A 26,027-nucleotide genomic window follows, 5' to 3' on the forward strand; every position below is an offset into this window, starting at 1 on the left:
CACATCGGCACGACTTTGCGGGAATCTGTTCGCCTGGCGTTCAGGTGTCGCTGGGGCGCTGGCCATGTCGGCTGCCTAGTTTTCGATCATGACCCAACCATTGTTCTCCGGTCCGACGCGGGCCATCGGCAACACCATCGTCGGTGCAGGTCAGCCGGTGTACATCACCGGCGAGATCGGCATCAACCACAACGGCGAACTGGCCAACGCCTTCGCCCTGATCGACCAGGCGGCCGCGGCCGGCTGTGACGCAGTCAAGTTCCAAAAGCGCACCCCCGAGATCTGCACGCCGCGCGACCAGTGGGACATCGAGCGGGACACCCCGTGGGGTCGGATGACCTACATCGACTATCGGCACCGGGTCGAGTTCGACCACGACGACTACCGCCAGATCGACGAGTATGCCCGGTCGCGCAAGATCGACTGGTTCGCCTCCCCGTGGGACACCGAGGCGGTGGACTTCCTGGAGGAGTTCGAGGTGCCCGCCCACAAGGTCGCGTCGGCCTCGTTGACCGACGACGACCTGCTGCGTCGGCTTCGGGCCACCGGCAAGACGATCATCTTGTCCACCGGCATGTCGACGCCGAAGCAGATCCGGCACGCGGTCGAGGTGCTCGGCAGCGACAACATCGTCATCTGCCACGCGACCAGCACCTATCCGGCCGCGCCGCAGGAGCTCAACCTGCGGATGATCCACACCCTGCAGTCGGAGTTCCCGAACGTACCGATCGGCTACTCCGGCCACGAGACCGGGCTGCAGACCACGCTCGCCGCCGTCGCCCTCGGCGCTGCCTTCGTCGAGCGGCACATCACCTTGGACCGGGCCATGTGGGGCTCCGACCAGGCCGCCTCGGTCGAGCCGACAGGTCTGCAGCGGCTGGTACGCGACATCCGGATCATCTCGGAGTCACTCGGCGACGGGGTCAAGAGGGTCTACGACGGCGAGCTCGCCGCCATGAAGAAGCTGCGTCGGGTGCCCGGCGTCGTGGCTGCGGCGGAGGCGGCGGCCGCGGACCTGGTCAGCGCCTGAGATGAGCCGCGCCGTCGCGTTGGTGGAGAGCCCCGCCCAGCTGCTGAACGTGGCGGAGTGGGCCCACGCCACCGCGACGGCGCCCGACCAGGTGAGCATCGTGGTGCTCGCCCCCCGGCTGGAGATGACTCGGCTGCAGCTGCGCCGGATGGCCGAGCTCGCCCGCCGGTCGGGGTTCGTCGTGGACTGGCATGAACCCCGTCTCGGCGGTGCGGCGACGGCGCGGACCGTACGCTCGCTGGCCGGGGTGCTGGGTGACGCCGAGCGGCTGGTGATCGGCGACCCCTTCTCCGGGGTGATGCAGGTGGTGCTCAGCATTCGCCGGCCACGCGAGGTGGTGATCGTGGACGACGGCTCGGCCACCTTGGAGTTCGCCCGGCAGTGGGCGTCCGGGGAGCACCTCATCCGCTGGCACCATCGCCGCGCCCCTGCCCAGCGCCGCCAGATCGTCGACGTCGCCCGCGGCCGGTTGGCGTACTCGGTGCGCCGCCGGATGGCACCGGAGACCGGCTGCCGGCTCAGCCTGTTCACCTGCCTGCCGGTCGAGCTCGACCGGGTGCCGGTGATCCGCAACGAGTTCGCCTGGGTCCGGTCACAGCACCCAGCGCCGCTCGTCAAGACCGGCGGGGACCTGATCGGTACGTCCCTGGTGGAGACCGGGGTGGTCGACGCCGAGCGCTATCTGCGCGGAGTGGGCCGGCTGGCCCAGGCCCACGGGCTGGACCGCTATCTGGCCCACCGCAAGGAGGACCCGGCCAAGCTGGCCCGAATCGCGACGCTGGGCCTGACGGTGGTCCGCCCCGAGCTGCCGCTCGAGCTGCTGGCCCGCCGGGGACCGGTCGGAGCCACGGTGGTCAGCTTTCCCTCCACCGTGGTGCACACGCTGCCGCTGGTGCTGCGCGGCTGCGGCGTGCGGGTGCTGGTCTGCGACGTCGAACGGAGCTGGTTCACCCCGGCCGCGGCGGTCGCCAACAGCACCTTCCTCGCCAGCGTGACGCGGACCGCCCGCAGCCAGTACGGCCTGACCACGGTGGCCTGCTGACCCCATCGACGGTGTCCCGCAGCCTGGCTCCGCGTCGTTTCGGGCGTGCCGCCAACTCGGATAGGGTCATCGCGTGCATTCCTTGGTCTTGCTCCCCGCTGTGGACGTCGCCGACGGTCAGGCCGTCCAGCTCGTCCAGGGCAAGGCGGGCTCGGAGAAGAAGTTCGGTGACCCCGGCGCGGCCGCGCGTCGCTGGCAGCAGGCCGGGGCGGAATGGATCCACCTGGTCGACCTGGACGCAGCTTTCGGCCGAGGCAACAATGCCGCGGTGATCGCTGAGGTGACCGCCGCGATGGACCTCAAGGTGGAGCTGTCCGGCGGCATCCGCGATGACGCCAGCCTGGAGCGGGCGCTCGCCACCGGGTGCGCCCGGGTCAACATCGGCACCGCCGCACTGGAGAACCCGCAGTGGTGCGCCGAGGTGATCGCCACCTATGGCGATCGGATCGCCATCGGCCTGGATGTGAAGGGCGACAAGCTCGCGGCCCGCGGCTGGACCCGCGAGGGCGGCGACCTGTTCGAGACCCTCGACCGGTTGGACCGCGCCGGCTGCGCCCGCTTCGTCGTCACCGACGTCGCCTCGGACGGGATGCTGTCCGGACCCAATACCGAGCTGCTGCGCGCCGTCTGCGCGCGAACCGACAAGCCGGTCGTGGCCAGCGGCGGGATCTCCACCCTGGACGACATCGCCGCCCTGGCCCGAATGGTGCCCGAGGGGGTCGAGGGCGCGATCATCGGCACGGCCCTCTACGTCGGCAGCTTCACCATCGCCGACGCGCTGGCGACCGCCCGCGGGACTGGCGCAGGAGCCCGATGAGCGCGCCCCCGGCCGAGGCGTTTCGCCGCAGCGGACCAGCCGCAGCGAGCGGGGCGAGCGCGAGCACGCGGCCGCGACTGGACGGGCGGCTCCGCGACCTGCTGGCGGGCAAGAAGATCGTCCTGACCGGTGTCACCGGGTTCATCGGCGAGCAGCTGCTGTGGAAGATCCTGGTCGAGCTGCCCGACACCACGCCGGCGGTGCTGGTCCGGCGCAAGGGCTCGGCCGGCGCCCGTGACCGGGTCGTCGCGCTGGTGAAGAAGAAGATCTTCGCCGACCTCCGCGACGCCGCCGGTGGCGCGGAGGCGCTGGTCGACACGCGGATCCAGGTGATCGAGGGCGACCTCCCCAACGTGCCCGAACTGCCGCGGGACCTGGACGTGGTGGTGCACTGCGCCGGCGACGTGTCGTTCGACCCGCCGATCGACCAGGCGTTCACCACCAACGTGGTCGGCACCCAGGCGCTGATGACCCGGATGATCGAGGCCTGCTCCGACGCCGACGCCACCTTGGTCAAGATCCCGCACTACGTCCACATCTCGACGGCCTACACCGCCGGCCGCCGACGTGGCGCCATCCCGGAGGCCGCGCACGTCCACAGCATCGACTACGACGCGGAGACCGCGGCCGGTCTCGGCATGCGCGAGCTGATCGAAGCTGAGTCGCGGACCTCCGAGCAGCTGGCCGCGCTGCGCAAGGAGGCCGAGCGCGAGCACCGCGCCGCGGGCTTCTTGACCACCGCGGCCGACACCGAGCGACGCCGCAAGGAGTGGGTCCGGGCCAAGCTGGTCGAGGCGGGCACCGAGCGCGCCCGGTCGCTGGGCTGGACCGACGTCTACACCTTCACCAAGGCCCTCGGGGAGCGGGTGGTGGCCGATCTCGGTGCGCCGCTCCGGGTCTCCGTCGTGCGCCCCGCCATCGTCGAGTCCTCCTGGCTGCATCCGTACCCGGGGTGGATCGAGGGCTTCAAGATGGCCGAACCGCTGATCCTGGCGTACGGCCGTGGCGACCTGCCCGAGTTCCCCGCCTCGCCGGACGCGGTGGTCGACATCGTGCCGTGCGACCACGTGGTCAACGCCATCGTCGCGGTCTGTGCCACCGAGCCGGCCATCGGGGAGGCGGAGTACTACCACGTCTCCTCCGGCGCCCGGAACCCGCTGACCTTCCAGCAGATCTACGGCCACATCCGCAACTATTTCACCGCCCACCCGTTCGAAGGCGGTTCGCGTGGGGTGGCGTCGCTGCCGCAGTGGCAGTTCCCCGGCGCGACGTCGGTGGAGCGGCTGCTCTCGACCTCGGAGCGGGCCCACGGTCTGGCTGAGCGGGTCCTGACCAAGGCTCCCCGGAGCAACCGGACCCGAAAGCTCGCCCGCGACCTGGACCGCACCCGCGGGCGGCTGGACTTCCTGCGCCGCTATCTGTCGCTCTACAACGAGTACGCCCAGTCCGAGCTGCACTTCGTCGACGACAACACGCTGGCGCTGACGAAGTCGCTGCACCCCGACGACCAGCCGGTGTTCGCCTTCGACACCGCCGTGTTCGACTGGACCGAATACATCGAACAGGTGCACTGCCCGTCGATCACCGCACCGGTCCGCCGGCTCGACGCGATCCGGCGCAAGCGCGGTTCACGGCCCAGCACCATGAAGGACCTGTCCCGCGACACCGCCGGCAGCCAGGCGGTGGCTGTGTTCGACTTGGACGGGACCATCATGTCGACCAACGTCATCGAGCAGTACCTGTGGGCGCGGTTGCCTGAGCTGTCGCCGGCTCGGCAGGCGGAGGAGATGGGGCAGGTGCTGCGGCGGCTGCCCGCCTATATCCGGGCCGAGCGACGCGACCGGGGTACGTTCCTGCGCGCTGTCTACCGCCGCTACGCCGGCGCCGATCTGGCCGCGCTGGAGGAGTCGATCGACACCACGCTGGCTCCGCACGTGCTCAGCCGGCTGTCGCCGGAGGCGATCCGCCGGGTCCGGGAACACCGGGCGGCCGGCCACACCACCGTCTTGATCACCGGGGCGGTGCGGCCGCTGACCCGGCCACTGCGGCCGCTGTTCGACGTCATCGTGGCCGCCGATCTGGCCACCGATGCCGACGGCCGGTGCACCGGCTTCCTCACCGGACCGCCGCTGGTGGGGGAGTCCCGAGCCGCCTGGCTGCAGCACTACGCCACGGTGAACGGGCACGACCTGAGCCGCAGCTTCGCCTACGCCGACTCCCATTCCGACCTGCCGATGCTGTCCACCGTCGGCAACGCGGTGGCGGTCAGTCCCGACGTCCCTCTGATGCGGGCGGCCGGCAACAACCAGTGGTCGGTGGTCGAGTGGAAGATCCGCCCCAGCAACCCGCGCTGGGTGCTGCCCCGATGAGCGCCCCCCGTACCCCCGCGAGTTTTCCGGTCGCGCTGTCCGCGACCGCACCGACAGGAGATCGCTAGATGGCCCGCCCCGGTTTCGTGCTCGAGGTCGATGACCGCACCCCGCCGCTGGTGGTGCAGGAGGGCGCCGGCTTCCGGCTGGAGCGCTTCCCGCTCGGTACATCGGTGGTCTACCCGCCCGACCCGCTGCCTGCGGTGCCGGACCTGACCGAGTGCATCGAGAGTGCCCTGGACGCCCCCGCGGGCTCGGAGCCGCTGGCAGCCCGGCTGCACGCCGGGATGGCGCTCACCATCGCGTTCGACGATCTCGGCACCCCCAACCCCCGGATGCGTCGCCCGGACGTGCGCGGTCGGATCCTCGAGGCGGTGCTGGCCAGGGCGGCCGCAGCCGGGGTGGACGATGTGGCCCTGATCAACGCCAACGGACTCCAGCGACGCAGCACCGACGCCGAGCTGCAGCACGTCCTCGGCGAGCGGGTGTACCGCTCGTTCCACGCCGACGGCCTGTTGACCAACCATGACGCCGACGACGTCGACCAGCTGATCGAGGTCGGCTCCACCGACGCCGGCCCGGTCGCATTGAACGCCCGGGCTGCGACCAGCGACCTGCTGGTCTTCGTCCGGGTCGCCACCCGCGACTCCGGTAACGGTGCGGTCGCCGTGGCGGCCGGACTGGGCTCGGTCGGCACCGTGGGCCAGCTGCGCGGACTCGGCGCGAGCAGCGCCGCGGCCGACGCGGTGGCTGCGTTGGTCGCCGATGCCGTACCGATCTTCTGCGTCGAGGCCGTCCTCAACTCCGCGGTATTCGGCTCGGAGTCGGTCTTCGGCACCGGGCTGGAGTTCCTCGGCAAGCGGGAGTGGGAATGGAGCCTGCGGGACCGCGCGCTCGCCAGCGGCCTGCGCCGGGCGATCGACGCCACCCCCGCCAAGACCCGGCAGCGGATGGTTGACCGGATCGCGGGCAACTATTCCGTGACCCAGGTCAGCGCCGGCGAGCCCGCAGCCGTGGCTGAGGCCACCCGGGCGGGCATCCGCGCTCAGCAGCTGGTCGAGATCGAGGGCCAGGTCGACGTGGGGATCATCGGGGTCGGCCAGTCCGACCCGTACACCGTCGACTCGGTCACCAACCCGATCATCGCGGCCTGGTCGGGGCTGCACGCCGCCTTCGGCGCGCACACCGGCCGTCCGCTGGTCCGCGAGGGCGGCGCCCTGGTGCTCTATCACCCGATGGCGGCGGACTTCTCCCCGCTGCATCACCCCTCGTACGTTGACTTCTTCGCCGAGGCGCTGACCGCGGGCACCGACCCGGCGGTGCTGCAGGCCGAGTTCGAGGCCAAGTTCGCCGAGGACCCGTGGTACAGCCACCTTTACCGCACCAGCGTCGCGTTCCACGGGGTGCACCCGTTCCACCTGTGGTACGAGCTCTCCGCCGCCCGGCAGCACTGCAGCGACATCGTCTGGGTCGGTGCCGACCGCGCCACGGTGGCCCGGCTCGGCTTCCGTGCAGCCTCAACGCTGGCCGACGCCTTGGAGATCGTGTCCTCCACCGTTGGCCGGTCGCCACGGGTCAGCCTGCTGCACTCCCCGGCCCACACCATCGTGGACGTGCGGTGACAGCTCTGGTCCGGCCGGTGGGGACGGCCGTGCGGCCGCTCCCGGTCGGGATCGCCCTGCTGCCGCTGCTGCGCCGGCTGCTGACGGTGGAGGTGCACGGCGCCGAGGACCTTCTCGCCCACTCCGGTGCCGCCATCGTGGTGGCCAACCACAGTTCCACCCTGGACGCGGCACTCCTGCTCACCGGCCTGCCGGCGAGCCTGCGCCGCCGCGCCGTGCTGGCCGTCGGGGACGACGAGCTGGTGCAGAGCTGGTGGCCGGGTCGCGCGTCGGCCCTGGCCTACCGGACCGTGCCGCTGGCTGACGACGCGGCGATCGAGGCCCGGCTGTCCGACGGTGCCGTAGTGATCGCGTTCGGTGGGCCCCGGTCCCACGACGGCACCGCCGGCGTCTCGGCCGACCGAGCCGCCGCCCTGGCCGCGCGCTGCGGGGTGCCGCTGGTGCCGGTCGGCATCCGCGGCGGGTTCGCCGCGATGGCACCGGGACGTACCCGCCCACGGGCCGGCCGGCCGCGGGTGAGCGTCCGCTTCGGAGCGCCGCTGCAGCCGGGCACCGGTGGGGTGGCCGAGCTGACCGAGGCGTTGCAGTCGGCGGTGCGCCGGCTGCTGCTCGAGGATGCGACCACCTGGTGGGCCGCCCAACGCGCCGGGTCGCCCGACTCGGGCCCGACCGGAGCCAGCTGGCGCCGGATCTGGGCCGAGACCGAGACGCCGACGTCCGGCGGCCGGGCATCGACGACCCGCATCTGGCGAGGCTGAGCCGCCGTGCTCGCGCCCCCCGCCGATCCCGTTGGTCTGGTCTGGCGATCGGCCGGCACCGACGACCTGGCGACCCTGAGCGGGCTGCTCACGGTGCTGGAGGCTCACGACAGCCTGACCGAGCGGCACAGCCTCGATGAGCTGCAGGAGACGTTCGTCGACGTGGACGCCGACCCCAAGCGCAACCTGATCCTCGGCTTCACCCCCGACGGTGCCCGGCTGGTGGCGTACGCCTGGAACCACCCGACCAGCTCCGACGTCGACCCCCGCCGGGTGTTCGCCACCGGCGGCGTGCATCCCCAGTGGCGGCGGCGCGGCATCGGTCGAGCGCTGCTGACCTGGCAGCTCGACCACGCCCGCGCCTGGTACGCCGCCACCCGCCGGCCGCACTTCGGCGGGCTGCGGGTGGTGGTCTTCGTGGCCGACACGCTGAGCGGGCACCGTCGCCTCTACTCCCAGCTCGGGCTGGAGCCGATGCGCTGGTACGCCGACATGGCCTACCGGTTCACCGGTCCGCTGCCCCCGGTCGAGACCCCGCCCGGGATCCGGCTGGTGCCGTTCGAGCAGCAGTACTCCGAGGCGGTACGGGAGGCCCACAACGAGGCGTTCGCCGACCACTGGGGCTCCCAGCCGGTGAGCGCGCTGTCCTGGGCGGAGCAGCTGGCCCGGTCGGCCAGCCGGCCGCAGTGGTCCTGGCTGGCGCTCGACGCCGAGACCGCCGAGGTCGCCGGCTACGCCCTCAGCTCCGCCTACGAGCAGGACTGGGAGGCGCAGGGCTTCTCCGAGGGCTGGACCGACCGCCTGGGCGTACGCCGGGCCTGGCGCGGGCGCGGTGTCGCCCGCGCGCTGCTGACCGCGACGATGCACTCCTTCGCCGACGCCGGGCTGGCCGCGGCCGGCCTCGGCGTCGACTCCGACAACCCCAGTGGGGCCTTCCAGCTCTACGAGCGCCTGGGCTACGTCGCCACGGATACCGCCGTGATGTACGCCCGCACCGAGCAGTTCGAGACGAAAGGCTAAAATTCTCCTCATGTCGGGACATTCCAAGTGGGCGACGACCAAGCACAAGAAGGCCGTGGTCGATGCGCGGCGGGCCAAGTCGTTCGCCAAGCTGATCAAGAACATCGAGGTTGCGGCACGGATGGGTGGCGCTGACGTCAGCGGCAACCCGACCCTCTACGACGCGATCCAGAAGGCCAAGAAGACCTCGGTCCCCAACGACAACATCGACCGCGCGGTCAAGCGTGGCGCCGGCCTCGAGGCCGGCGGCGCCGACTACGAGACGCTGATGTACGAGGGCTACGGCCCGTCCGGGGTCGCGCTGATGGTCGAGTGCCTGACCGACAACCGCAACCGCTCGGCGTCTGATGTCCGGGTGGCGATGAGCCGCAACGGCGGCACCATGGCCGACGCCGGCAGCGTGTCCTATTTGTTCGGCCGCAAGGGCGTCGTCGTGGTGGAGAAGCAGCAGGAGGGTCGCTCGGTCACCGAGGACGACCTGCTCGAAGTGACCCTCGAGGCCGGCGCGGAGGACGTTCACGACCTCGGTGAGGCGTTCGAGGTCATCTCCGACCCCAACGACCTGGTCGGTGTCCGCAGTGCCATCCAGCAGGCCGGGATGGACTACGACTCCGCCGAGGTGTCGTTCGTGCCATCGGTGACCGTCGAGGTCGACGCGGAGACCGCCGGCAAGGTGATGCGGCTGATCGAGGCGCTGGAGGACAGCGACGACGTACAGAGTGTCTACGCCAACTTCGACGCCCCCGATGAGGCCCTGCAGGACGCCTGACCTCGCCCGGCGAGTCGCTCCATCCGTCACCGCCCGCACTGGGTAGGGTTCCGAACGTCTGTTCGATGTCGGAGGTGTGGCGATGCGTGTGCTGGGGATCGACCCCGGCCTGACCCGGTGCGGGTTGGGCGTGGTCGACGGTACGCCCGGACGCCCACCGACGCTGGTCGCCGTCGGCGTGGCACGGACACCGGCCGACCTCGACATCGCCCGCCGACTGGTCCAGATCGAGCAGGCGGTGGAGGAGTGGGTGAGCGAGCACCGTCCCGACGCGGTTGCCGTCGAGCGGGTCTTCGCCCAGCACAACGTGCAGACCGTGATGGGCACCGCGCAGGCCGCCGGGGTGGCGATGTTGGTCGCCGCGCGTCGTGGCATCCCGGTCGCCCTGCACACCCCGAGCGAGGTCAAGGCGGCCGTCACCGGCTCCGGCCGGGCGGACAAGACCCAGGTCGCGGTCATGATCACCCGGATTCTGCGGCTGGCCGAGGCGCCCCGACCCGCCGACGCCGCCGACGCGCTGGCCCTGGCGATCTGCCACGTCTGGCGCGGCGGCGCCACCGCCCGGATCGACACCGCGCTGCAGCTGGCGGCCGCCCAGTCCGCACGGCAGAAGGCGGCCTACGCCGACAAGGTCAGCCAGGCCCGTTCGATCGGCCAGCCGACCCGGCTGCCCCCCGTACCGAGAGGAACCAACCAGTGATCGCCTCGCTGTCCGGCACCGTCCGCCAGCTCGGCGCCACCTCGGCCGTGATCGAGCTCGGCGGGCTCGGCGTGCTCGCCCAGTGCGGACCCAACACCACGGCCACCCTGCGGGTGGGCCAGCCGGCCACCCTGCAGACCTCGCTCGTGGTCCGCGAGGACTCCCTCACGCTGTACGGCTTCGCCACCACCGACGAGCGGGAGTTCTTCGAGCTGCTGCTGACCGCGACCGGGGTGGGACCCAAGCTCGCCCAGGCAGCGCTGGCGGTGCTGACCCCCGACGAGCTCCGCTCGGCCATCGTGACCGAGAACCTCCTCCAGCTGTGCAAGGTCCCCGGGATCGGGCGCAAGGGTGCGCAGCGGATCGTCATCGAGCTCAAGGACAAGGTCAACACGATCGGTCTCAGCGCCGTGCCCACGCCGCAGGCGCCCAGCTCGCCGGTGTGGCGCGACCAGGTCAGCCAGGGGCTGCAGGGCCTCGGCTGGTCGGCCCGTGACGCCGACGCCGCCTGCACCGAGGTGGAGCCGCTGGTCGCCGCGGATCCTGACATCGCGCTGTCGCTGCTGATGCGCGCCGCGCTGCAGAGCCTGGCCCGCACGTGAGTGGCGCCTCGGACCTGGTGGACCCCGACAGCGACCCCGAGGAGCGGGCCGCCGAGTCGGCTCTGCGGCCGACCACGCTGGCCGAGTTCGAGGGCCAGCCCCGGGTCAGCGACCAGCTCGGGCTGGTGCTGGAGGCTGCCCGGCACCGCAGTGCCGTGGCCGACCACGTGCTGCTGTCGGGTCCTCCCGGGCTCGGCAAGACGACCCTGGCCATGATCATCGCCGCCGAGATGGCGGCGCCGCTGCGGATCAGCAGCGGACCTGCCATCCAGCACGCCGGGGATCTGGCCGCCATCTTGTCCGGGCTGGTGGAGGGCGAGGTGTTCTTCCTCGACGAGATCCACCGGATGTCGCGGCCGGCCGAGGAGATGCTCTATCTGGCGATGGAGGACTTCCGGGTCGACGTGGTGGTCGGCAAGGGCCCCGGCGCGACCGCCATCCCGCTGGAGATCCCGCGCTTCACCCTGGTCGGGGCCACCACCCGGGCCGGGCTGCTGCCGGGCCCGCTGCGGGACCGGTTCGGGTTCACCGCCCAGCTCGACTTCTATGGCACCGATGCGCTCGAGCACATCGTCGACCGGTCCGCGGCGCTGCTCGGGGTGCAGATCGACCAGGCCGCCACGATGGAGATCGCTCGCCGTGCCCGCGGCACACCCCGGATCGCCAACCGGCTGCTGCGCCGGGTCCGTGACTTCGCCCAGGTCCGCTCCGACGGGACGATCAACCGCGACATCGCCCGGGCCGCGCTGGAGCTCTACGAGGTCGACGAGCTCGGGCTGGACCGGCTGGACCGGGCGGTGCTGACCGCGATGTGCCGCCGGTTCGCCGGTGGGCCGGTGGGTCTGTCGACTCTCGCGATCTCTGTCGGTGAGGAGCGGGAGACGGTGGAGGAGGTGGCCGAGCCGTTCCTCGTCCGACAGGGCTTCCTGATGCGTACCCAGCGGGGCCGGGTGGCGACACCCGCGGCCTGGCAGCACCTCGGGCTGACCCCACCGAAGGGTGCCGCCGGACACGACACCTCACCCGACCTGTTCGGGTGAATCGGCGAATTCTCAGGCTGACTGGGTAGAGTACGCCGGTCGGGGTTTCTCGACGCCGTCCGACGTGCACCGCGTACGTCCACCACACTGGATGCTGGAGTCATGGGTTCTTCGCCGTTTTCGTCCTTGATCTTGATCGCGCTGATGATCGTCGCGTTCTACTTCCTCATCCTGCGTCCACAGAAGAAGCGTCAGCAGGCCCAGCTGGCCACCCTGCGGTCGTTGACCGCCGGCACCCGGGTCCTGCTCGGCAGCGGGATCATCGGCACCATCGTGGCCATCGGCGAGAAGCAGGCCGTCCTCGAGGTGTCGCCCGGGGTCGAGTTCACGGTGCTGAAGCAGGCCATCGTGCGCCCGGTGAGCGAAGCCGACGAGGAGACCGCCTGGTCGAGTGATGACGACGACGACCTGGTCGAGGACGAGTCGCTCACCACGGGACCTCTCACTACGGAACCCCTGAGCACCGATCCGACCAGCACCGATCCGACCAGCACCGATCCGACCAGCACCGAGCAGGGCGGCTCGAGCCCGTACCAGAAGCCCCGCGATATCGACGGGCCGGGCACCGGATCGTCGAGCACGTCGCCGTCGAACAAGGAATAACAGCTCGTGGCAGCACAGAGCGGCCGTCCCGGTCGCACGATCGTCATCTTCCTCCTCGCCGTGGTGGCGATGTTCGTCACCATGGCGGCCACCAGCACCTGGACTCCCAAGCTGGGCCTCGACCTCCGCGGCGGCACGACCATCACGTTGACCGCTGCCAACAGCACCGGCGCCGGCACCGTCGACCGCGCCAGCCTGGAGCAGGCCCGCATCATCATCCAGAGCCGGGTCGACAGCCTCGGCGTGGGGGAGTCGGAGGTCACCACCTCCGGTGACGACCAGATCGTCGTCAGCGTGCCCAACGTGCAGCAGGACGAGCTGGTCCGCCTCGTCGGTCAGACCGCTGTGCTGCGCTTCCGGGCCGTATACGCGGCCGAGCCGGTGATGCCGCCGGTGACGGCGCCGAGTGACCAGCCGACCGGCGACCCGAACGCGACACCGTCCAGCCAGCCGGGAGAGACGGCCCAGCCCGCAGAGACGGCCCAGCCGGCAGAGACTGCCCAGCCCGGCGCGACGCCGACCGGCGACGGCCGGCCGGCGCCGCAGCTGCCGACCGCACCGCCGGCGCCGAAGACCCCGCGCCCCACCACCGTGGGCGAGGGCACTCCTCCCTCCGAAGCCATCAACTGGCAGCCCAGCGAGAACGACACCGCCGAGTTCGCCGAGTTCACCTGTGACGCCACCGAGGCGATGGTCGATGTCGCTGATCAGCCGTTGTTCACCTGTAGCCAGGACCAGACCGAGAAGCTGCTGCTGGGCCCCACCCTGATCGAGGGCAGCCAGCTGACGACCGCGTCGGCCGGCGTGCCGCAGAACAACGTCGCGTGGGTGGTCAACCTGGAGTTCAACTCCGAGGGCGCCGCGGCGTTCGCCACCGCCACCGGAGCGCTGGCACAGCGGGCCGACCCGCAGAACCGGTTCGCCATCGTCCTCGACGGCGAGTCGATCTCCGCACCCTCGGTCAGCAGCGCCATCACCGGCGGCCAGGCTGAGATCTCCGGCAGCTTCAACCAGAAGAGCGCCACCGAGCTCGCCAACGTCTTGAAGTACGGCGCGCTGCCGCTGGCCTTCGAGGTCTCCGAGGTGGCCAACGTGTCGGCGACCCTCGGCGGCGAGCAGCTCGACGCCGGGATCGTGGCCGGCATCATCGGTCTCGCCCTCGTGGTCGCGTACTGCTTCTTCTACTACCGCGGTCTCGGCATCGTGGTCACCGCCTCGCTGGCCGTGGCCGGCGCCATCACCTACGCCGCCATGGTGCTGCTCGGCACCTCGGTCGGGTTCGCGCTCAACCTGCCAGGTATCGCCGGGGCGATCGTGGCCATCGGCGTGACCGCCGACAGCTTCATCATCTACTTCGAGCGGATCCGGGACGAGGTCCGCGAGGGTCGAAGCCTGCGGACCGCGGTGGAGACGGGCTGGCGGCGTGCCCGCCAGACGGTGCTGATCGCCGACGCGGTGTCGATGCTGTCGGCCATTATCTTGTTCATCTTGGCCATCGGCTCAGTTCGGGGCTTCGCGTTCACTTTGGGGCTGACCACGGTGATCGACGTGTTGGTGGTGTTCTGGTTCACCAAGCCGCTGATGTCACTCCTGGCCCGCACCAAGTTCTTCGGTCAGGGGCACAAGCTCTCCGGGCTGGACCCCGCCCACCTCGGTGTCGCCGCCCTGCCCGGCGCCCGGCGGCGCCGTACCCCCGTTCGCACCGACGTCTCCACGAAGGAGGCCTGATGTCGAAGCTCAGCAACATCGGTCACCGGCTCTACACCGGTGACGTCTCCTACGACTTCATCGGTCGCCGGCGGCTGTTCTATATCATCTCGGCCGCGCTGATCGCTCTCTCCGTGGCCGCCCTGCTGATCCGCGGGCTCACCTTCGGAATCGAGTTCAAGGGTGGGGCCGACTTCAAGGCCACGACGCCCGTCGCTGTCAGCTCGCAGACGGTGGACGACATGCGGGTCGCCCTGGAGCGCTCCGGCGTGCCGGACCTGGGTGAGTCGACGATCAACACCATCGGCTCCAACCAGGTGCGGGTCCAGACCCGGACCCTGGACCCGACGACCGAGGTGCCGCTGGTGCGGACCGCGATCGCCGAGGAGCTGGGGGTCAACAGCGACCAGGTCGCGTACAGCCTGATCGGCGCCTCGTGGGGTGGTCAGATCACCGAGAAGGCCCTGCTCGCACTGGCGGTGTTCCTGGTCTTGGTGACCTTGGTCATCTGGGCGTACTTCCGCAACGGGAAGATGTCCGCCGCGGCCCTGGTCGCGCTCGGGCACGACCTCATCCTCACCATCGGCATCTACGCCCTGGTGGGGTTCACGGTCACCCCCGCCACCCTGATCGGCGTGCTGACCATCCTCGGCTACTCGCTGTACGACACCGTGGTGGTGTTCGACAAGGTCCGCGAGAACGTCCGCGACATCAACTCGAGCACGACACGGACCTACGCCGAGGCCGCCAACCTGGCCGTGAACCAGGTGCTGGTCCGCTCCATCAACACCACCATCATCGGCGTGCTCCCGGTGGCGGCACTGCTGTTCGCCGGCGCCGTCATCCTCGGCGAGGGCCCGCTGAAGGACCTCGCCCTAGCGCTGTTCGTCGGCATGATCGCCGGGGCCTACTCCTCGGTCTTCATCGCCACGCCGCTGCTGGTCCAGCTCAAGGAGCGGGAGCCGGAGACGAGGAAGCACACCGCCCGGGTGCTCAGCCGGCGGGCCAAGCTCAATGCCAAGTCGGGTGGCGCCACCGCCCTCGACCTGGCCACCCCGGGTCGGTCCGCCCCCAAGGCGGCGGCCGTAGCCGGCGCGTCCACGACCGCAGTCGCGGTGCTGGACGACGCGGACAACGACGACGCGCAGACCCTGGAGCCGACCGACACCGCGGTCGGGGCCACCTCGCCGGCGACACCCAGGATCACGGTGTCCTCGGTCCCGGCCGGCTCAGCCGCCCCGCCGGTGGTGAGCACTGTCAAGCCGTTGGTGGACGGGGCGGCCAAGCGACCGCAGCCGCAGAACAAGCCACGCAGTCAGCGGAAGAGATAGCGCGGATGGACGAGCACGGGCTTGCGGCGTTCATCCGGGACATTCCGGACTTCCCCCAGCCGGGGATCGTGTTCAAAGACATCACCCCGCTGATCGGCTCGCCGGTCGGGCTGCGCGGTGCGGTCGACGCGATGGTCGCGCTGTCGCCGATCGACGTCGACGTGGTGGTGGGGCTGGAGGCACGGGGCTTCATCTTCGCCGCGCCGGTGGCGGTGGCCCTGGGCGCCGGGTTCGTGCCCGTCCGCAAGCCCGGCAAGCTGCCCGGGCCGACACTGGAGCAGACCTACGTCTTGGAGTACGGCACCGAGACGGTGGCCGTGCACACCGACGCCATCCGCCCCGGGGCCCGGGTGCTCATCGTCGACGACGTCCTGGCCACCGGTGGCACGGTCCGGGCGACGGCGATGCTGCTCGCCCGGATGGACGTCGAGCTGGTCGGGGTGACGGTGCTGATGGACATCGCCTCCCTCGGTGGCCGCCGGCTGCTGGCCGAGGACGGCATCGAGGTCAGCGCCGTCTTGACCGATGAGGCGGAATGAGCGAGGTTCGATCCGCTCGGAGCCGCCGGACCACCCCTGCCTGGACCAACCAGGCGCTGGTCTCCCTGCCGGCACGCTCCACCTCGCCGGCCCGTGAGCTCGGCCGCCGGGCGCTGATCGCGCTCGGCCTGCTGGTGGTCATCGTCTCCCTGGTCTACTTCGACCGGGACGCGTACACCGACAACTACGACGGCTCGGTCAACCTCATCGACGCGATCTACTACGCGACGGTGACCATCACCACCACCGGCTACGGTGACATCACCCCGATCATGCCGCACTCGAGAATCCTCAACGCGATCGTGGTGACGCCGCTGCGGATCATGTTCTTGGTGCTGTTGGTCGGAACCACGCTGGAGGTGCTGGCCAATGAAGGCCGGCGGATGCTCCGCGACGGACGTTGGAGGAAGCAGATGCGCAATCACGTCGTCATCGTCGGCTACGGCACCAAGGGCAAGAGCGCGGTCGAGACGCTCCGCCGCAACGGCTGTAACCCGGCCCAGATCGTCGTCATCGACTCCCGGCCGACCTCCGTGGGCGACGCCAACCTGCGAGGGCTGGCCGCCATCCAGGGTGACGCGACCAACCGCGACATCCTTCGCCGGGCCGAGATCATCAAGGCCCGGGAGGTGATCATTACCTTGGACCGGGACGACTCGGCCATCCTGGTCACCCTGACGGTCCGCCAGCTGAACCCGAGTGCCCACGTCGTCGTCTCCGTCCGGGAGGACGTGAACTCGTCGCTGATGCGCCAGTCCGGGGCCAACGCGGTCATCACCTCGTCCGAGGCGGTCGGCCGGCTGCTCGGCCTGTCGGCGGTCAGCCCCAACCTCGGCACCGTGATCGAGGATCTGCTGTCGTCGCGGGAGGGTCTGGAGATCGGGGAGCGGCAGATCACCCGCGATGAGGTCGGGCTCTCCCCGGACGAGGTACACGGCGAACGAGTGGTGGCTGTGGTCCGCAACAAGACCCTGCGCAGGTTCTATGACCCCACCGTCGCCCGGCTGGAGACCGGCGACCAGGTGGTCGTCGTGCGGCAGGCCGACGAAACCTGAGCCTGGGGCGTGGTCCTACACTGGATCTCTCAGCACAGTGAGGGAGTGGATTGAACGAGCCGGGCACCGCAGTCGACCCGAAGCCGAGCGCCTCCGACTCGGCCGGGGAGAGTGACACCAGTACGGCACCGTCGGTGCCGGAGTCTGGTGCGCCCGGGCGCGGAACCGCGGCCGCCAGTGCGCCTCCCAGCCAGAAGACCCCGACGACCCCGGCCCGGCGCAGTGCAACGACGTCGGACGCCCCGCCGGCGACGCCGCGGCGTACTCGCGGGATGCCGGTGACGGCACCGGAGGGCGACCCGGAACCGTCCAGCAGCGTCGTGCCGGTACGGCTGGCGACCGGACCGGAGCAGCCGCGGGTCCGGATGCGCCAGCGGCTGGCCCGGCTGGGCACCACCCGGCCGCAGAGCCCGGTGCTGGACCCGCTCTTCAAGGTGATCCGGGCCAGCCATCCGAAGGCCGACCTGGCGCTGATCGAGCGGGCGTACCGGACGGCGGAGCGCGCCCATGCCGGTCAGCTGCGCAAGAGCGGTGACGCCTACATCACCCACCCGCTGGCCGTCACCACCATCTTGGCCGAGCTGGGCATGACCGAGGCGACGCTGTGTGCGGCGCTGCTGCACGACACCGTCGAGGACACGTCGTACACGCTGGCCGAGCTGAGCCGTGACTTCGGTGAGGAGGTCGCGCTCCTGGTCGACGGCTGCACCAAGCTGGACAAGGTCAAGTACGGCGACTCGGCGAAGTCGGAGACCATCCGCAAGATGGTCGTCGCCATGTCCCGCGACATCCGGGTGCTGGTGATCAAGCTCGCCGACCGGCTGCACAACATGCGCACCCTGCACTATCTGCGCCCCGACAAGCAGTCCCGGATCGCGTCGGAGACGCTGGAGATCTTCGCCCCGCTGGCGCACCGGTTGGGCATGAATGCGATCAAGTGGGAGCTCGAGGACCTGGCCTTCGCCACCTTGCACCCCAAGGTCTATGACGAGATCGTCCGTCTCGTCGCCGAGGCGGCGCCACGCCGCGACGAGTTCCTGACCACGGTGATCGACCAGGTCCAGGCCGACCTGAAGGCGGCCAAGATCCGGGCCACCGTCACCGGGCGACCGAAGCACTATTACTCGATCTATCAGAAGATGGTCGTCCGCGGCCGTGACTTCCAAGACATCTACGACCTGGTGGGGCTGCGGATCCTGGTCGACAGCCCGCGCGACTGCTACGCCGCGCTCGGAGTGATGCACGTCCGCTGGAACCCGCTGCCGGGCCGGTTCAAGGACTACATCGCGATGCCGAAGTTCAACATGTATCAGTCGTTGCACACGACGGTGCTGGGGCCGCAGGGCAAGCCGGTGGAGTTGCAGCTGCGGACCGACGAGATGCACCGTCGAGCCGAGTACGGTGTGGCGGCGCACTGGAAATACAAGGAGGGCAAGGGTGGCCCGCCCGCGCCGTTGAAGGGCGGCGACGGCGGCGACCTGATCTGGGTCCGGCAGCTCCTCGACTGGCAGCGGGAGACCGCCGACCCCGGCGAGTTCCTCGACTCGCTGCGGTTCGAGATCAATTCGACCGAGGTGTACGCCTTCACCCCCAAGGGTGACGTGATGTCGCTGCCCCAGGGCGCGACGCCGATCGACTTCGCCTACGCCATCCACACCGAGGTCGGCAACAAGACCATCGGGGCCCGGGTCAACGGGCGGCTGGTGCCGTTGGAGTCGGTGCTCGTCAACGGCGACGTGGTGGAGATCTTCACCTCCAAGGCCGAGGGCGCGGGACCGAGCCGCGACTGGCTGTCGTTCGTGGCCAGCCCGCGGGCCCGGAACAAGATCCGCCACCACTTCACCCGGGAACGGCGCGAGGAGTCGATTGAGTCCGGCAAGGAGACGCTGGCCCGGCAGATGCGCAAGGCCGGTCTGCCGCTGCAGCGGCTGCTGACCTTGGAGCACCTGACCGCGGTGGCTGGCTTCTTCAAGCTGCCCGACGTGTCGTCGCTGTACGCCGCGGTCGGCGAGGGGACTGTCGGGGCCCAGGCGGTGGTCAGCCGGCTGATCAGCGTCGAGGGCGGTGACGACGCAGCGGCCGACGAGACCAACGAGGACCGGGTCGTCACCGGTCGCCGACGGCGCTCCAACAGCGGGGCCAGCGAGTCCGGGATCCAGGTGATCGGCGCCAGTGACCTGTGGGTCAAGCTGGCCAAGTGCTGCACCCCAGTGCCGGGTGACGACATCTTGGGCTTCGTCACCCGCGGCGCGGGCGTGTCGGTGCACCGTACCGACTGCATCAACGCGGCGAACCTGCGGGAGAGCCCGGAGCGGCTGGTCGACGTCGGCTGGGCCCCGACGGCCAAGAGCTCGTATCTGGTCGCGGTGCAGGTCGAGGCGCTGGACCGCAACCGGCTGCTGTCCGACATCACCCGGGCGCTGTCCGATCAGCATGTCAACATCTTGTCGGCGGCACTGACCACGACGAAGGACCGGATCTGCAAGGTGCGGTTCACCTTCGAGACGGCGGACCCGACCCATCTGGACCACGTGCTCAAGGCGGTCCGGCAGGTACCCGCCGTCTTCGACGTCTACCGCATCAGCCAGTAGGCGCGCCGCGGCGTCAGCCGCTGAAGTCGTCGCCGCGGCGTCAGCCGCTGAAGTCGTCGATGGCGCGGCGGGCCTGTTCCAGCCACTCCCGGTAGGTGTTCGCGGAGTCGGTGGCCTCCTTGGCACGACGGGCGTCGCCTCGGGCCTCCGCCTTGGTCGCCTTGTCCTCGAACTGGGCGATCTGTGCCTCGAGCTTGGCGGCGGTGTCCTCGGCCCGGGCGCGGGCTTCAGGGTTGGTGCGGCGCCAGCGGTCGTCCTCGGCTTCCTTGATCGCGGACTCGATCGCGTGCAGCCGGCCCTCCAGCGGGCGGACCGAGTCGCGGGGGACCTTGCCGATCGCGCTCCACCGCTCCAGCAGGTCGCGGTAGGCGGCCTTGGCCTGGTCGAGATCGGTGACCGGCAGGATCTTCTCGCCCTCGACCAGCAGTGCCTCCTTGGCCTCGGCGTTGACCCGCAGCTCGCTGTCCTGCTCCTCGAAGGCGGCCTGCTTGGCCGCGAAGAAGGTGTCCTGGGCTCCCCGGAACCGCTTCCACAGCGCGTCGTCGATGCCGCGGGGCGCCGGACCGGCCGCCTTCCACTGGGTCATCAGGTCGCGGTAGGTGCCAGTGGTCGGGCCCCATTCCGTCGAGTTCGCCAGCGCCTCGGCCTCGGTGGCCAGCCGTTCCTTGATCACCCGGGCGGACTCGCGCTGCTCGGACTGCTGGGCGAACTGCGCCTTGCGCCGCCGGGTGTAGGTGGTGCGGGCGCTGGAGAAGCGGTGCCAGAGCTCGTCGTCCGTGGCCCGGTCCAGCCGGGGCAGGGTCTTCCACTGCTCCAGCAGCGCGCGGAAGCGGTTGACGCCGCCGCGCCAGTCGTTACCGGCGGCGAGCCGCTCCGCCTCCACCACGAACTTCTCCTTGGCGGCGCGCGTCTCCTCGCTCTGCTTGGCCCGTTCGGCGCGGCGGACCGCCCGCTGCTCGGCCAGCACCGGCCCCAGCGCGTCGAGCCGGCCCAGCAGTGAGCCGAGATCGCCCACGGCGTTGGCGTCGGTGATCGCGGCGCGGACCGTCTTGATGGCGGACGCGGCGTCATCGGGGGAGAGGGCGCCCGAACGTACCCGGGTCTCGAGGAGTGACACCTCGAGCTCGAGCGCCTCGAACCGTCGGACGAAGAACCCCAGGGCTTCCTCGGGCGCGACATCGGGGACCTGGCCCACGCTCCTCTCGCCGTCGGCGGTGCGTACGTAGACGGTGCCGTCCTCGTCGACCCGCCCGAATCCGGCCGGACCTGCGTGTTCACTCATGGGTCAATCCTGCCCGATAGTGTCTAGCCCGTGTTGATCGCCTCGTTTCCAGCCGGTCCCTGGCAGACCAACTGCTACCTGGTGTCCACCGGGCCGGGTGCCGAGTGCGTGGTGATCGACCCCGGCATGGACGCGGTCGCCCCGATTCTGGAGGTGGTCCGCGAGCAGCGCCTCAAGCCGGTGGCGGTGCTGCTCAGCCATGGCCACCTGGACCACATGTTCTCCGTGCTGCCGGTGTGCGCCGACCACCAGGCCCCCTGCTGGATCCACCCGGACGACCGAGGGCTGCTGACCGACCCGCTTCGGGCGATGAGCCCCGACACGACAGCCATGCTCGCCTCACTGACCGGGGGAAGCCCGCAGTTCCGCGAGCCCGACGAGGTGCACGAGCTGGTCGACGGTGCGGCGGTGGAGGTAGCGGGGCTGTCGTTCGACGCGATCCACGCGCCGGGCCACACACCGGGCTCGGTGATGTTCCGCAGCGACTACCGGCCGGACGATGAGATCGACTCGGTGGTGTTCTCCGGTGATGTCTTGTTCGCCGGCGGGATCGGCAGAACTGATTTGCCAGGGGGTGACCACGCCGACATGCTGAGGAGTCTGCGGACCAAGGTGCTGCCGCTGCCCGACTCCGCGGTGGTGCTGCCCGGACACGGGCCGCAGACCACCATCGCCCGGGAACGGGCCACCAATCCGTACCTGACGAACTCGTACCTCTCCAGGAGCACCTCGTGAGCCGCCCGCTGCCCCGCCCGAAGGCCCTGTCGGGCTTCCCCGAGTACACCCCCGAGGGGAGGATCGTCGAGCAGTTCGTGCTGGACCGGCTGCGGGAGACGTTCGAGCTGCACGGATTCGCCTCGATCGAGACCCGCGCGGTGGAGCCGATGGAGCGGCTCGCCAAGCAGGGCGAGATCGACAAGGAGATCTACGTCGCCCGCCGACTGCACGCCGAGCCCGGTGCGCCGGACGATCTCGGGCTGCACTTCGACCTGACCGTCCCGTTCGCCCGGTATGTGCTGGAGAACGCGCACGCACTCCAGTTCCCCTTCCGGCGGTATCAGATCCAGAAGGTGTGGCGCGGTGAGCGGCCGCAGGAAGGGCGCTATCGGGAGTTCACCCAAGCCGATATCGACATTGTCGACGCCGGCTCGCTGGCGAGCCACCACGATGTCGAGCTGCCGCTGGTCACCCTGGGGGCGCTCGAGCGGCTGCACGTCGACCTCGGGCTGCCGCCGGTGCTGATGCGGGTCAGCAACCGCAAGCTGGCGCAGGGCTTCTACACCGGTCTGGGCATCACCGATACCGCCGCAGTGCTGCGGATCGTCGACAAGCTGGACAAGATCGGACCGGCCAAGGTGTCGGAGCTGTTGATCAGCGACGCCGGTCTGACGGGTGCCGAGGCCAATGCCTGTGTGGCTCTGGCCCAGATCTCGGCTGCCGACGAGTCGTTCGTCGACCAGGTGCGCCGACTGGGTGTGGCGAGTGCGGAGCTGGACGAAGGTCTCGAGCTGCTCGCCGACGTGGTCCGGACCGCGGCGCGACACGTCCCCGGTCGGCTCATCGCCGACCTGAAGATCGCCCGCGGGCTCGACTACTACACCGGCACGGTCTATGAGACCGAGCTGCGCGGGTTCGAGTCGTGGGGATCGATCTCGTCGGGCGGGCGATACGACTCGCTCGCCTCCGACGGCCGCACCACCTACCCCGGAGTGGGACTGTCGATCGGGGTGACCAGGCTGCTTGCACCGTTGCTCGGCCGCGGCTATCTCGGCGCTTCGCGCCCGGTGCCCACCACGGTGCTGGTCGCGGTGGACAACGAGGAGTCGCGGGCAGCCGCGATCGGCGTGGCCGAGCAGCTCCGGGCGCGCGGTATTGCCACCGAGGTGGCTCCCCGCGCCGACAAGTTCGGTCGCCAGATCCGCTATGCCGACCGGCGCAGCATCCCCTACGTCTGGTTCTCCAGCGGCGAGGTCAAGGACATCCGTACCGGCGACCAGGTGCCGGCGGACCCGACCACCTGGCAACCGCCGGCCGCCGACCTCCGCCCGACGGTGGTCGGGCACTGGGACGACCGAAGCTGATCCGGCCGATCAGCTGGTCGGCCGATCAGGCGGCGGTGGTCGCCGGCGCGGCCCGGGCTGGTCGGCGTTGCAGGGCGGTGGCGGTGTGCCAGATGCGGTCGGTGAAGGCGTTGTTGCCCAGGGCTTGGGTGCCTTGGTTGGTGACCAGGTACACCCAGCCGTGTGGTGATCGCCATAAGTACTCACCGGGGACGGGTTGTCGGAGTCGCCAGCGGCCGTGGGTCTTGAGGCGGTGGTGTCGTCGGTCGAGGGGTCCGAGGTTGGTCAGGCTGGTCTGTTGGGGTGGGCCTGGGTTGGCGTAGGGGATGGTGTGGTCGAGGTCCATGGTGCGGCTGAGGCTGGTGCTGTAGGGGAAGGCGTCGGCGGGGTTGCGGAGTCGGAGGGCTTCGCGGTGGCGGTGCGGGATCTCGTATGCGTCCACCGGTGCCGGGTTAGGGTCGATCACCGGGTGGACGGTGATCGTGTTCGGGGTGTCGCGGAGAAACCGGAGAATCTGGTCGACGGTGACCGGACCATCACCCTCGATCCGACCGACCAAGCCAGTGGGGTCGGACAGCGCTTCGTGGCTGAGGTGAATGTAGAGCGTGGTCTGCGGTCGAGCCTTCACCGGATCCACCACCGGTCCGTCGAACCGCACCGACTGATGCGTGTCTGCCTGGTCCGGGTCATCTGTCGACGGCTCAGTCTGATCGCACGGGTCGCCCTGGTGGGCTTGCAGCATTGCCAGCGCGGTCGCCGGCTGCCCGAGGATCCCGATCGCCCTCGACCGTCGGACTCCGACCGGGCCGGTATCGCCTTCTAGTTCAAGGATCTCCGCGATCCGATTCACCATCGCGACGAACCAAACCACATCACCAGCATTGGCCCGGGCCACCAGCACTTTCAACCCACCCACCTCGGTCCGGCCGACCCGGACGAACCGCTCCGCCTCCCACAACCGGGCCCGTGCCTCCGCACCCACCGGATCCGCGCTCATCACCGCCGCCTGCAGCAGATTCTCAAACCGTGCCCAGGAGATCGCCCCGATCGGACCAGCCACCATGGCGTCCACGATCGCGGCTGCGTCGGCTGTCAGGTGGAGGGTGAGTTGTGCGACTTTGCGGGCTTTCCACCCGCGGACCTCCCCGGCGAGGACTCGTGCCCAGAGCCGGGGGAAGCGGTGCCGCAGGTCCAGTGCATCGGCCATCTGCGCCGACGCCGCACCGGTGGTGGTCTCCTGCAATGTCCCCAGTTCGCCGGCGGCGTACTCCGACACCAGCGGTGTCCCATCGCCACCGAGCTGACGGAACCGTTCCTGCCACGGCGGCGGATCGACCACCACAGCAGCCGGGTCCGGGCCGTGCAGGTCAGCCCAGTGCGCGGCGACCACCAGCAGTCGCGTCTCGGCTAAGACCACCGTCCGGTGCAGCTCAGCCACGCACACTGCGGCAGCCGACGTGTCTGCCGGCAACTCCATCCGTAAATCGAACATACGTACAATTTATGACCCGCCACTGACAGTTTCACCGCACCGTCCACAGCCTCCGCATGGCTCAGCGGGAGCCCGCGAAACGACTGGTCAGCGCGGCGATATGGTGTGGGCGACCGTGTCGATGCAGGAGGATCTCGTGACGGAAGCACCGACCAGCACGCGCGGCGGCCATACCGTGCTGGCCTCGGCGGACAGCGAGGCGTACGCGACCCTGCGTCGTCACCCGTCGACGCGCAGCGAGCGGTACGCCATGGGCAAGGAGCTCCGCCACCGGGTTCCGCGCCGAAGCCTGGCGGACTGGACTCCGTCGCCGGATCGGCCCGATCCGGTCGAGATGGTGCGCGAGTCACACGAGGGGCGGCTGGAGTCGCTCATTCCCATCCGGGTGGCCCGGATGGTCTCCTCGCCCTACGGGTTCCTCCGCGGCACAGCCATCGTGATGGCCAACGACGTGGCCTCGCTGCCGTCGACCGGCATCACCCCGGTGATCTGCGGCGATGCCCACCTCGGCAACTTCGGCTTCTACGCCTCGCCCGAGGGCGAGCTGGTGATCGACCTCAACGACTTCGACGAGGCACACCCGGGCAGCTGGGAGTGGGATCTGCGCCGGCTGGTCGCCAGCATCTGGGTCGCCGGACGCCAGAACGGCTCCACCGAGCAGCAGTGTGAGGCCGCAGTCGCCTCCTGCGTCGCGGCGTATCGGGCCGAGGTGCAGTTCCTGGCCGAGCAGCCGCTGCTGATGCGTTCCTACAACCGGCTCGACGTCGGCAGGCTGCACGAGACCGCCACCGAGAAGTCACTCCGCGATGAGATCGAGCGGTCGGCGAAGCGGGCCAGGGCGCGAACGAGCGATCGCGCCCTGCCGCGGTTCACCCACGAGCACGAGGGCCGCCGACAGATCGTCGCTGAGCCGCCGCTGATCACCCGGGTGAGCCCACAGGAGGGCGAGGCCATCAGCGCCGCGCTCGACGACTATCTGACCACCCTGGCGCCACACTGGCGCCGCGCTCTCGGTGGCTACACCCTGGTCGACATCGCGAACAAGGTCGTCGGCGTCGGGAGCGTCGGGCTGCGCGCGCACGTAGCTCTGCTGGAGGGCAGCAGCCCTGACGATGTGGTCTTTCTGCAGCTCAAGCAGGCCCGCCGGTCGGTGCTCGCCCGCCACGTCCACGGCGAGTCGGCCTGGCACGCGCACCAGGGTCAGCGGGTGGTCGAATACCAGCAGGCTCTGCAGACGGTGAGCGACCCGCTGCTGGGGTGGACCAGTGTCGACGGCCGCGACTTCTACGTCCGCCAGTTCCGCAACATGAAGGGCACCATCCCGCTGGACTCCATCGACCCTCCGGCGCTGACCGACTACGCCGGCATCGTCGGGCACCTCCTGGCGAAGGGTCACGCCCGGACCAGCGGCGCCTCCATGATCGCGGGGTACGCCGGTTCGTCCGACAAGCTCGACCAGGCGATGTGCCGGTTCGCCAACGCGTACGCCGACCAGACGGAGGCCGATCACGCGGAGCTGGTCAGGGCGGTCCGCAACGGGCTGCTGCCGGTCGCCGATGGCGCGCTGGACAAGCTCGGCTCTGCTTTCCGGCCCTGAG

At 70.3% G+C, this 26,027-nt stretch carries 22 protein-coding genes; 20 read left to right on the forward strand and 2 right to left on the reverse strand.

Annotated elements, in window-relative coordinates; genetic code table 11:
• Positions 1-88: 88 nt before the first annotated feature.
• The 17 genes from AC1XX3_RS13035 to AC1XX3_RS13115 all read left to right on the forward strand — a co-directional run bounded on the left by AC1XX3_RS13035 (position 89) and on the right by AC1XX3_RS13115 (position 19,595).
• Positions 89-1,030: an N-acetylneuraminate synthase family protein gene (locus AC1XX3_RS13035; RefSeq protein ID WP_483321570.1), complete on the forward strand. Its 942-nt coding sequence runs from the start codon at positions 89-91 to the stop codon at positions 1,028-1,030.
• A gap of 1 nt (position 1,031) precedes the next feature.
• Entirely contained in the window at positions 1,032-2,072 is a 1,041-nt protein-coding gene (locus AC1XX3_RS13040) for a hypothetical protein (RefSeq protein WP_483321571.1), read from the forward strand.
• Positions 2,073-2,145: 73 nt separating this feature from the next.
• Positions 2,146-2,889: a bifunctional 1-(5-phosphoribosyl)-5-((5-phosphoribosylamino)methylideneamino)imidazole-4-carboxamide isomerase/phosphoribosylanthranilate isomerase PriA gene (gene priA / locus AC1XX3_RS13045; protein ID WP_483321572.1), complete on the forward strand. Its 744-nt coding sequence runs from the start codon at positions 2,146-2,148 to the stop codon at positions 2,887-2,889.
• Positions 2,886-5,258, forward strand: coding sequence for an HAD-IB family hydrolase (locus AC1XX3_RS13050; protein ID WP_483321573.1), 2,373 nt, complete (start codon positions 2,886-2,888; stop codon positions 5,256-5,258). Before priA ends, AC1XX3_RS13050 begins: the two co-directional genes overlap by 4 nt.
• Positions 5,259-5,326: 68 nt before the next feature.
• Positions 5,327-6,880 carry a lactate racemase domain-containing protein gene (locus AC1XX3_RS13055; protein ID WP_483321574.1) on the forward strand — a complete coding sequence of 518 codons (1,554 nt, stop codon included), beginning with the start codon at positions 5,327-5,329 and terminating at the stop codon, positions 6,878-6,880.
• A complete protein-coding gene (locus AC1XX3_RS13060) occupies positions 6,877-7,638 on the forward strand; it encodes a lysophospholipid acyltransferase family protein (RefSeq protein WP_483321575.1) in 762 nt (253 codons plus the stop codon). Before AC1XX3_RS13055 ends, AC1XX3_RS13060 begins: the two co-directional genes overlap by 4 nt.
• 6 nt (positions 7,639-7,644) lie before the next feature.
• On the forward strand, positions 7,645-8,658 hold the full coding sequence (locus AC1XX3_RS13065; RefSeq protein ID WP_483321576.1) for a GNAT family N-acetyltransferase: 1,014 nt from the start codon (positions 7,645-7,647) through the stop codon (positions 8,656-8,658).
• A gap of 10 nt (positions 8,659-8,668) precedes the next feature.
• On the forward strand, positions 8,669-9,427 hold the full coding sequence (locus AC1XX3_RS13070) for a YebC/PmpR family DNA-binding transcriptional regulator (RefSeq protein ID WP_483321577.1): 759 nt from the start codon (positions 8,669-8,671) through the stop codon (positions 9,425-9,427).
• Between the two features lie 91 nt (positions 9,428-9,518).
• Entirely contained in the window at positions 9,519-10,127 is a 609-nt protein-coding gene (gene ruvC / locus AC1XX3_RS13075) for a crossover junction endodeoxyribonuclease RuvC (RefSeq protein WP_483322103.1), read from the forward strand.
• The gene (gene ruvA / locus AC1XX3_RS13080; protein ID WP_483321578.1) at positions 10,124-10,729 is read left to right on the forward strand and encodes a Holliday junction branch migration protein RuvA; all 606 of its coding nucleotides are present in this window, start codon (positions 10,124-10,126) and stop codon (positions 10,727-10,729) included. Before ruvC ends, ruvA begins: the two co-directional genes overlap by 4 nt.
• Positions 10,726-11,769, forward strand: a complete 1,044-nt coding sequence (ruvB, locus tag AC1XX3_RS13085) for a Holliday junction branch migration DNA helicase RuvB (RefSeq protein WP_483321579.1) — start codon at positions 10,726-10,728, stop codon at positions 11,767-11,769. The genes ruvA and ruvB overlap by 4 nt, the downstream gene beginning before the upstream one ends.
• A 102-nt stretch (positions 11,770-11,871) precedes the next feature.
• The gene (gene yajC, locus AC1XX3_RS13090) at positions 11,872-12,372 is read left to right on the forward strand and encodes a preprotein translocase subunit YajC (protein ID WP_483321580.1); all 501 of its coding nucleotides are present in this window, start codon (positions 11,872-11,874) and stop codon (positions 12,370-12,372) included.
• Between the two features lie 69 nt (positions 12,373-12,441).
• Entirely contained in the window at positions 12,442-14,100 is a 1,659-nt protein-coding gene (gene secD / locus AC1XX3_RS13095) for a protein translocase subunit SecD (protein ID WP_483322104.1), read from the forward strand.
• Complete coding sequence (secF, locus tag AC1XX3_RS13100; RefSeq protein ID WP_483321581.1) at positions 14,100-15,410, forward strand: protein translocase subunit SecF; 1,311 nt, start codon at positions 14,100-14,102, stop codon at positions 15,408-15,410. Before secD ends, secF begins: the two co-directional genes overlap by 1 nt.
• A 5-nt stretch (positions 15,411-15,415) precedes the next feature.
• The gene (locus AC1XX3_RS13105) at positions 15,416-15,949 is read left to right on the forward strand and encodes an adenine phosphoribosyltransferase (RefSeq protein ID WP_483321582.1); all 534 of its coding nucleotides are present in this window, start codon (positions 15,416-15,418) and stop codon (positions 15,947-15,949) included.
• Positions 15,946-17,004 (forward strand): potassium channel family protein, encoded by a 1,059-nt coding sequence (locus tag AC1XX3_RS13110; protein ID WP_483321583.1) that lies wholly within the window; start codon positions 15,946-15,948, stop codon positions 17,002-17,004. Before AC1XX3_RS13105 ends, AC1XX3_RS13110 begins: the two co-directional genes overlap by 4 nt.
• Positions 17,005-17,369: 365 nt before the next feature.
• Positions 17,370-19,595 carry a RelA/SpoT family protein gene (locus tag AC1XX3_RS13115; protein WP_483322105.1) on the forward strand — a complete coding sequence of 742 codons (2,226 nt, stop codon included), beginning with the start codon at positions 17,370-17,372 and terminating at the stop codon, positions 19,593-19,595.
• Between the two features lie 40 nt (positions 19,596-19,635).
• Here AC1XX3_RS13115 and AC1XX3_RS13120 read toward each other — a convergent pair whose 3' ends face one another.
• Positions 19,636-20,877, reverse strand: coding sequence for a DUF349 domain-containing protein (locus tag AC1XX3_RS13120; protein ID WP_483321584.1), 1,242 nt, complete (start codon positions 20,875-20,877; stop codon positions 19,636-19,638).
• 30 nt (positions 20,878-20,907) lie between these two features.
• Between AC1XX3_RS13120 and AC1XX3_RS13125 the strand changes: the two genes are divergently transcribed.
• A complete protein-coding gene (locus AC1XX3_RS13125) occupies positions 20,908-21,612 on the forward strand; it encodes an MBL fold metallo-hydrolase (RefSeq protein WP_483321585.1) in 705 nt (234 codons plus the stop codon).
• A gap of 8 nt (positions 21,613-21,620) precedes the next feature.
• Complete coding sequence (gene hisS / locus AC1XX3_RS13130) at positions 21,621-22,958, forward strand: histidine--tRNA ligase (RefSeq protein WP_483322106.1); 1,338 nt, start codon at positions 21,621-21,623, stop codon at positions 22,956-22,958.
• Between the two features lie 25 nt (positions 22,959-22,983).
• Here hisS and AC1XX3_RS13135 read toward each other — a convergent pair whose 3' ends face one another.
• Entirely contained in the window at positions 22,984-24,429 is a 1,446-nt protein-coding gene (locus tag AC1XX3_RS13135) for an HNH endonuclease signature motif containing protein (RefSeq protein ID WP_483321586.1), read from the reverse strand.
• Positions 24,430-24,565: 136 nt separating this feature from the next.
• Here AC1XX3_RS13135 and AC1XX3_RS13140 point away from each other — a divergent pair, with 136 nt between their 5' ends.
• A complete protein-coding gene (locus AC1XX3_RS13140) occupies positions 24,566-26,026 on the forward strand; it encodes a DUF2252 domain-containing protein (protein ID WP_483321587.1) in 1,461 nt (486 codons plus the stop codon).
• Position 26,027 lies beyond the last annotated feature (1 nt).

The sequence above is a fragment of the Microlunatus sp. M237 genome, assembly GCF_056896895.1.

What these genes read in the sequence shown, in the direction of transcription:
- AC1XX3_RS13055 (WP_483321574.1), top strand. Translation starts at nt 5,327, where the DNA reads ATGGCCCGCCCCGGTTTCGTGCTCGAGGTCGATGACCGCACCCCGCCG.
- AC1XX3_RS13070 (WP_483321577.1), top strand. Translation starts at nt 8,669, where the DNA reads ATGTCGGGACATTCCAAGTGGGCGACGACCAAGCACAAGAAGGCCGTG.
- AC1XX3_RS13135 (WP_483321586.1), bottom strand. Translation starts at nt 24,429, where the DNA reads ATGTTCGATTTACGGATGGAGTTGCCGGCAGACACGTCGGCTGCCGCA.
- AC1XX3_RS13050 (WP_483321573.1), top strand. Translation starts at nt 2,886, where the DNA reads ATGAGCGCGCCCCCGGCCGAGGCGTTTCGCCGCAGCGGACCAGCCGCA.
- yajC (WP_483321580.1), top strand. Translation starts at nt 11,872, where the DNA reads ATGGGTTCTTCGCCGTTTTCGTCCTTGATCTTGATCGCGCTGATGATC.
- AC1XX3_RS13035 (WP_483321570.1), top strand. Translation starts at nt 89, where the DNA reads ATGACCCAACCATTGTTCTCCGGTCCGACGCGGGCCATCGGCAACACC.
- AC1XX3_RS13105 (WP_483321582.1), top strand. Translation starts at nt 15,416, where the DNA reads ATGGACGAGCACGGGCTTGCGGCGTTCATCCGGGACATTCCGGACTTC.
- secF (WP_483321581.1), top strand. Translation starts at nt 14,100, where the DNA reads ATGTCGAAGCTCAGCAACATCGGTCACCGGCTCTACACCGGTGACGTC.
- AC1XX3_RS13110 (WP_483321583.1), top strand. Translation starts at nt 15,946, where the DNA reads ATGAGCGAGGTTCGATCCGCTCGGAGCCGCCGGACCACCCCTGCCTGG.
- AC1XX3_RS13120 (WP_483321584.1), bottom strand. Translation starts at nt 20,877, where the DNA reads ATGAGTGAACACGCAGGTCCGGCCGGATTCGGGCGGGTCGACGAGGAC.
- secD (WP_483322104.1), top strand. Translation starts at nt 12,442, where the DNA reads ATGTTCGTCACCATGGCGGCCACCAGCACCTGGACTCCCAAGCTGGGC.
- AC1XX3_RS13040 (WP_483321571.1), top strand. Translation starts at nt 1,032, where the DNA reads ATGAGCCGCGCCGTCGCGTTGGTGGAGAGCCCCGCCCAGCTGCTGAAC.
- AC1XX3_RS13115 (WP_483322105.1), top strand. Translation starts at nt 17,370, where the DNA reads ATGCGCCAGCGGCTGGCCCGGCTGGGCACCACCCGGCCGCAGAGCCCG.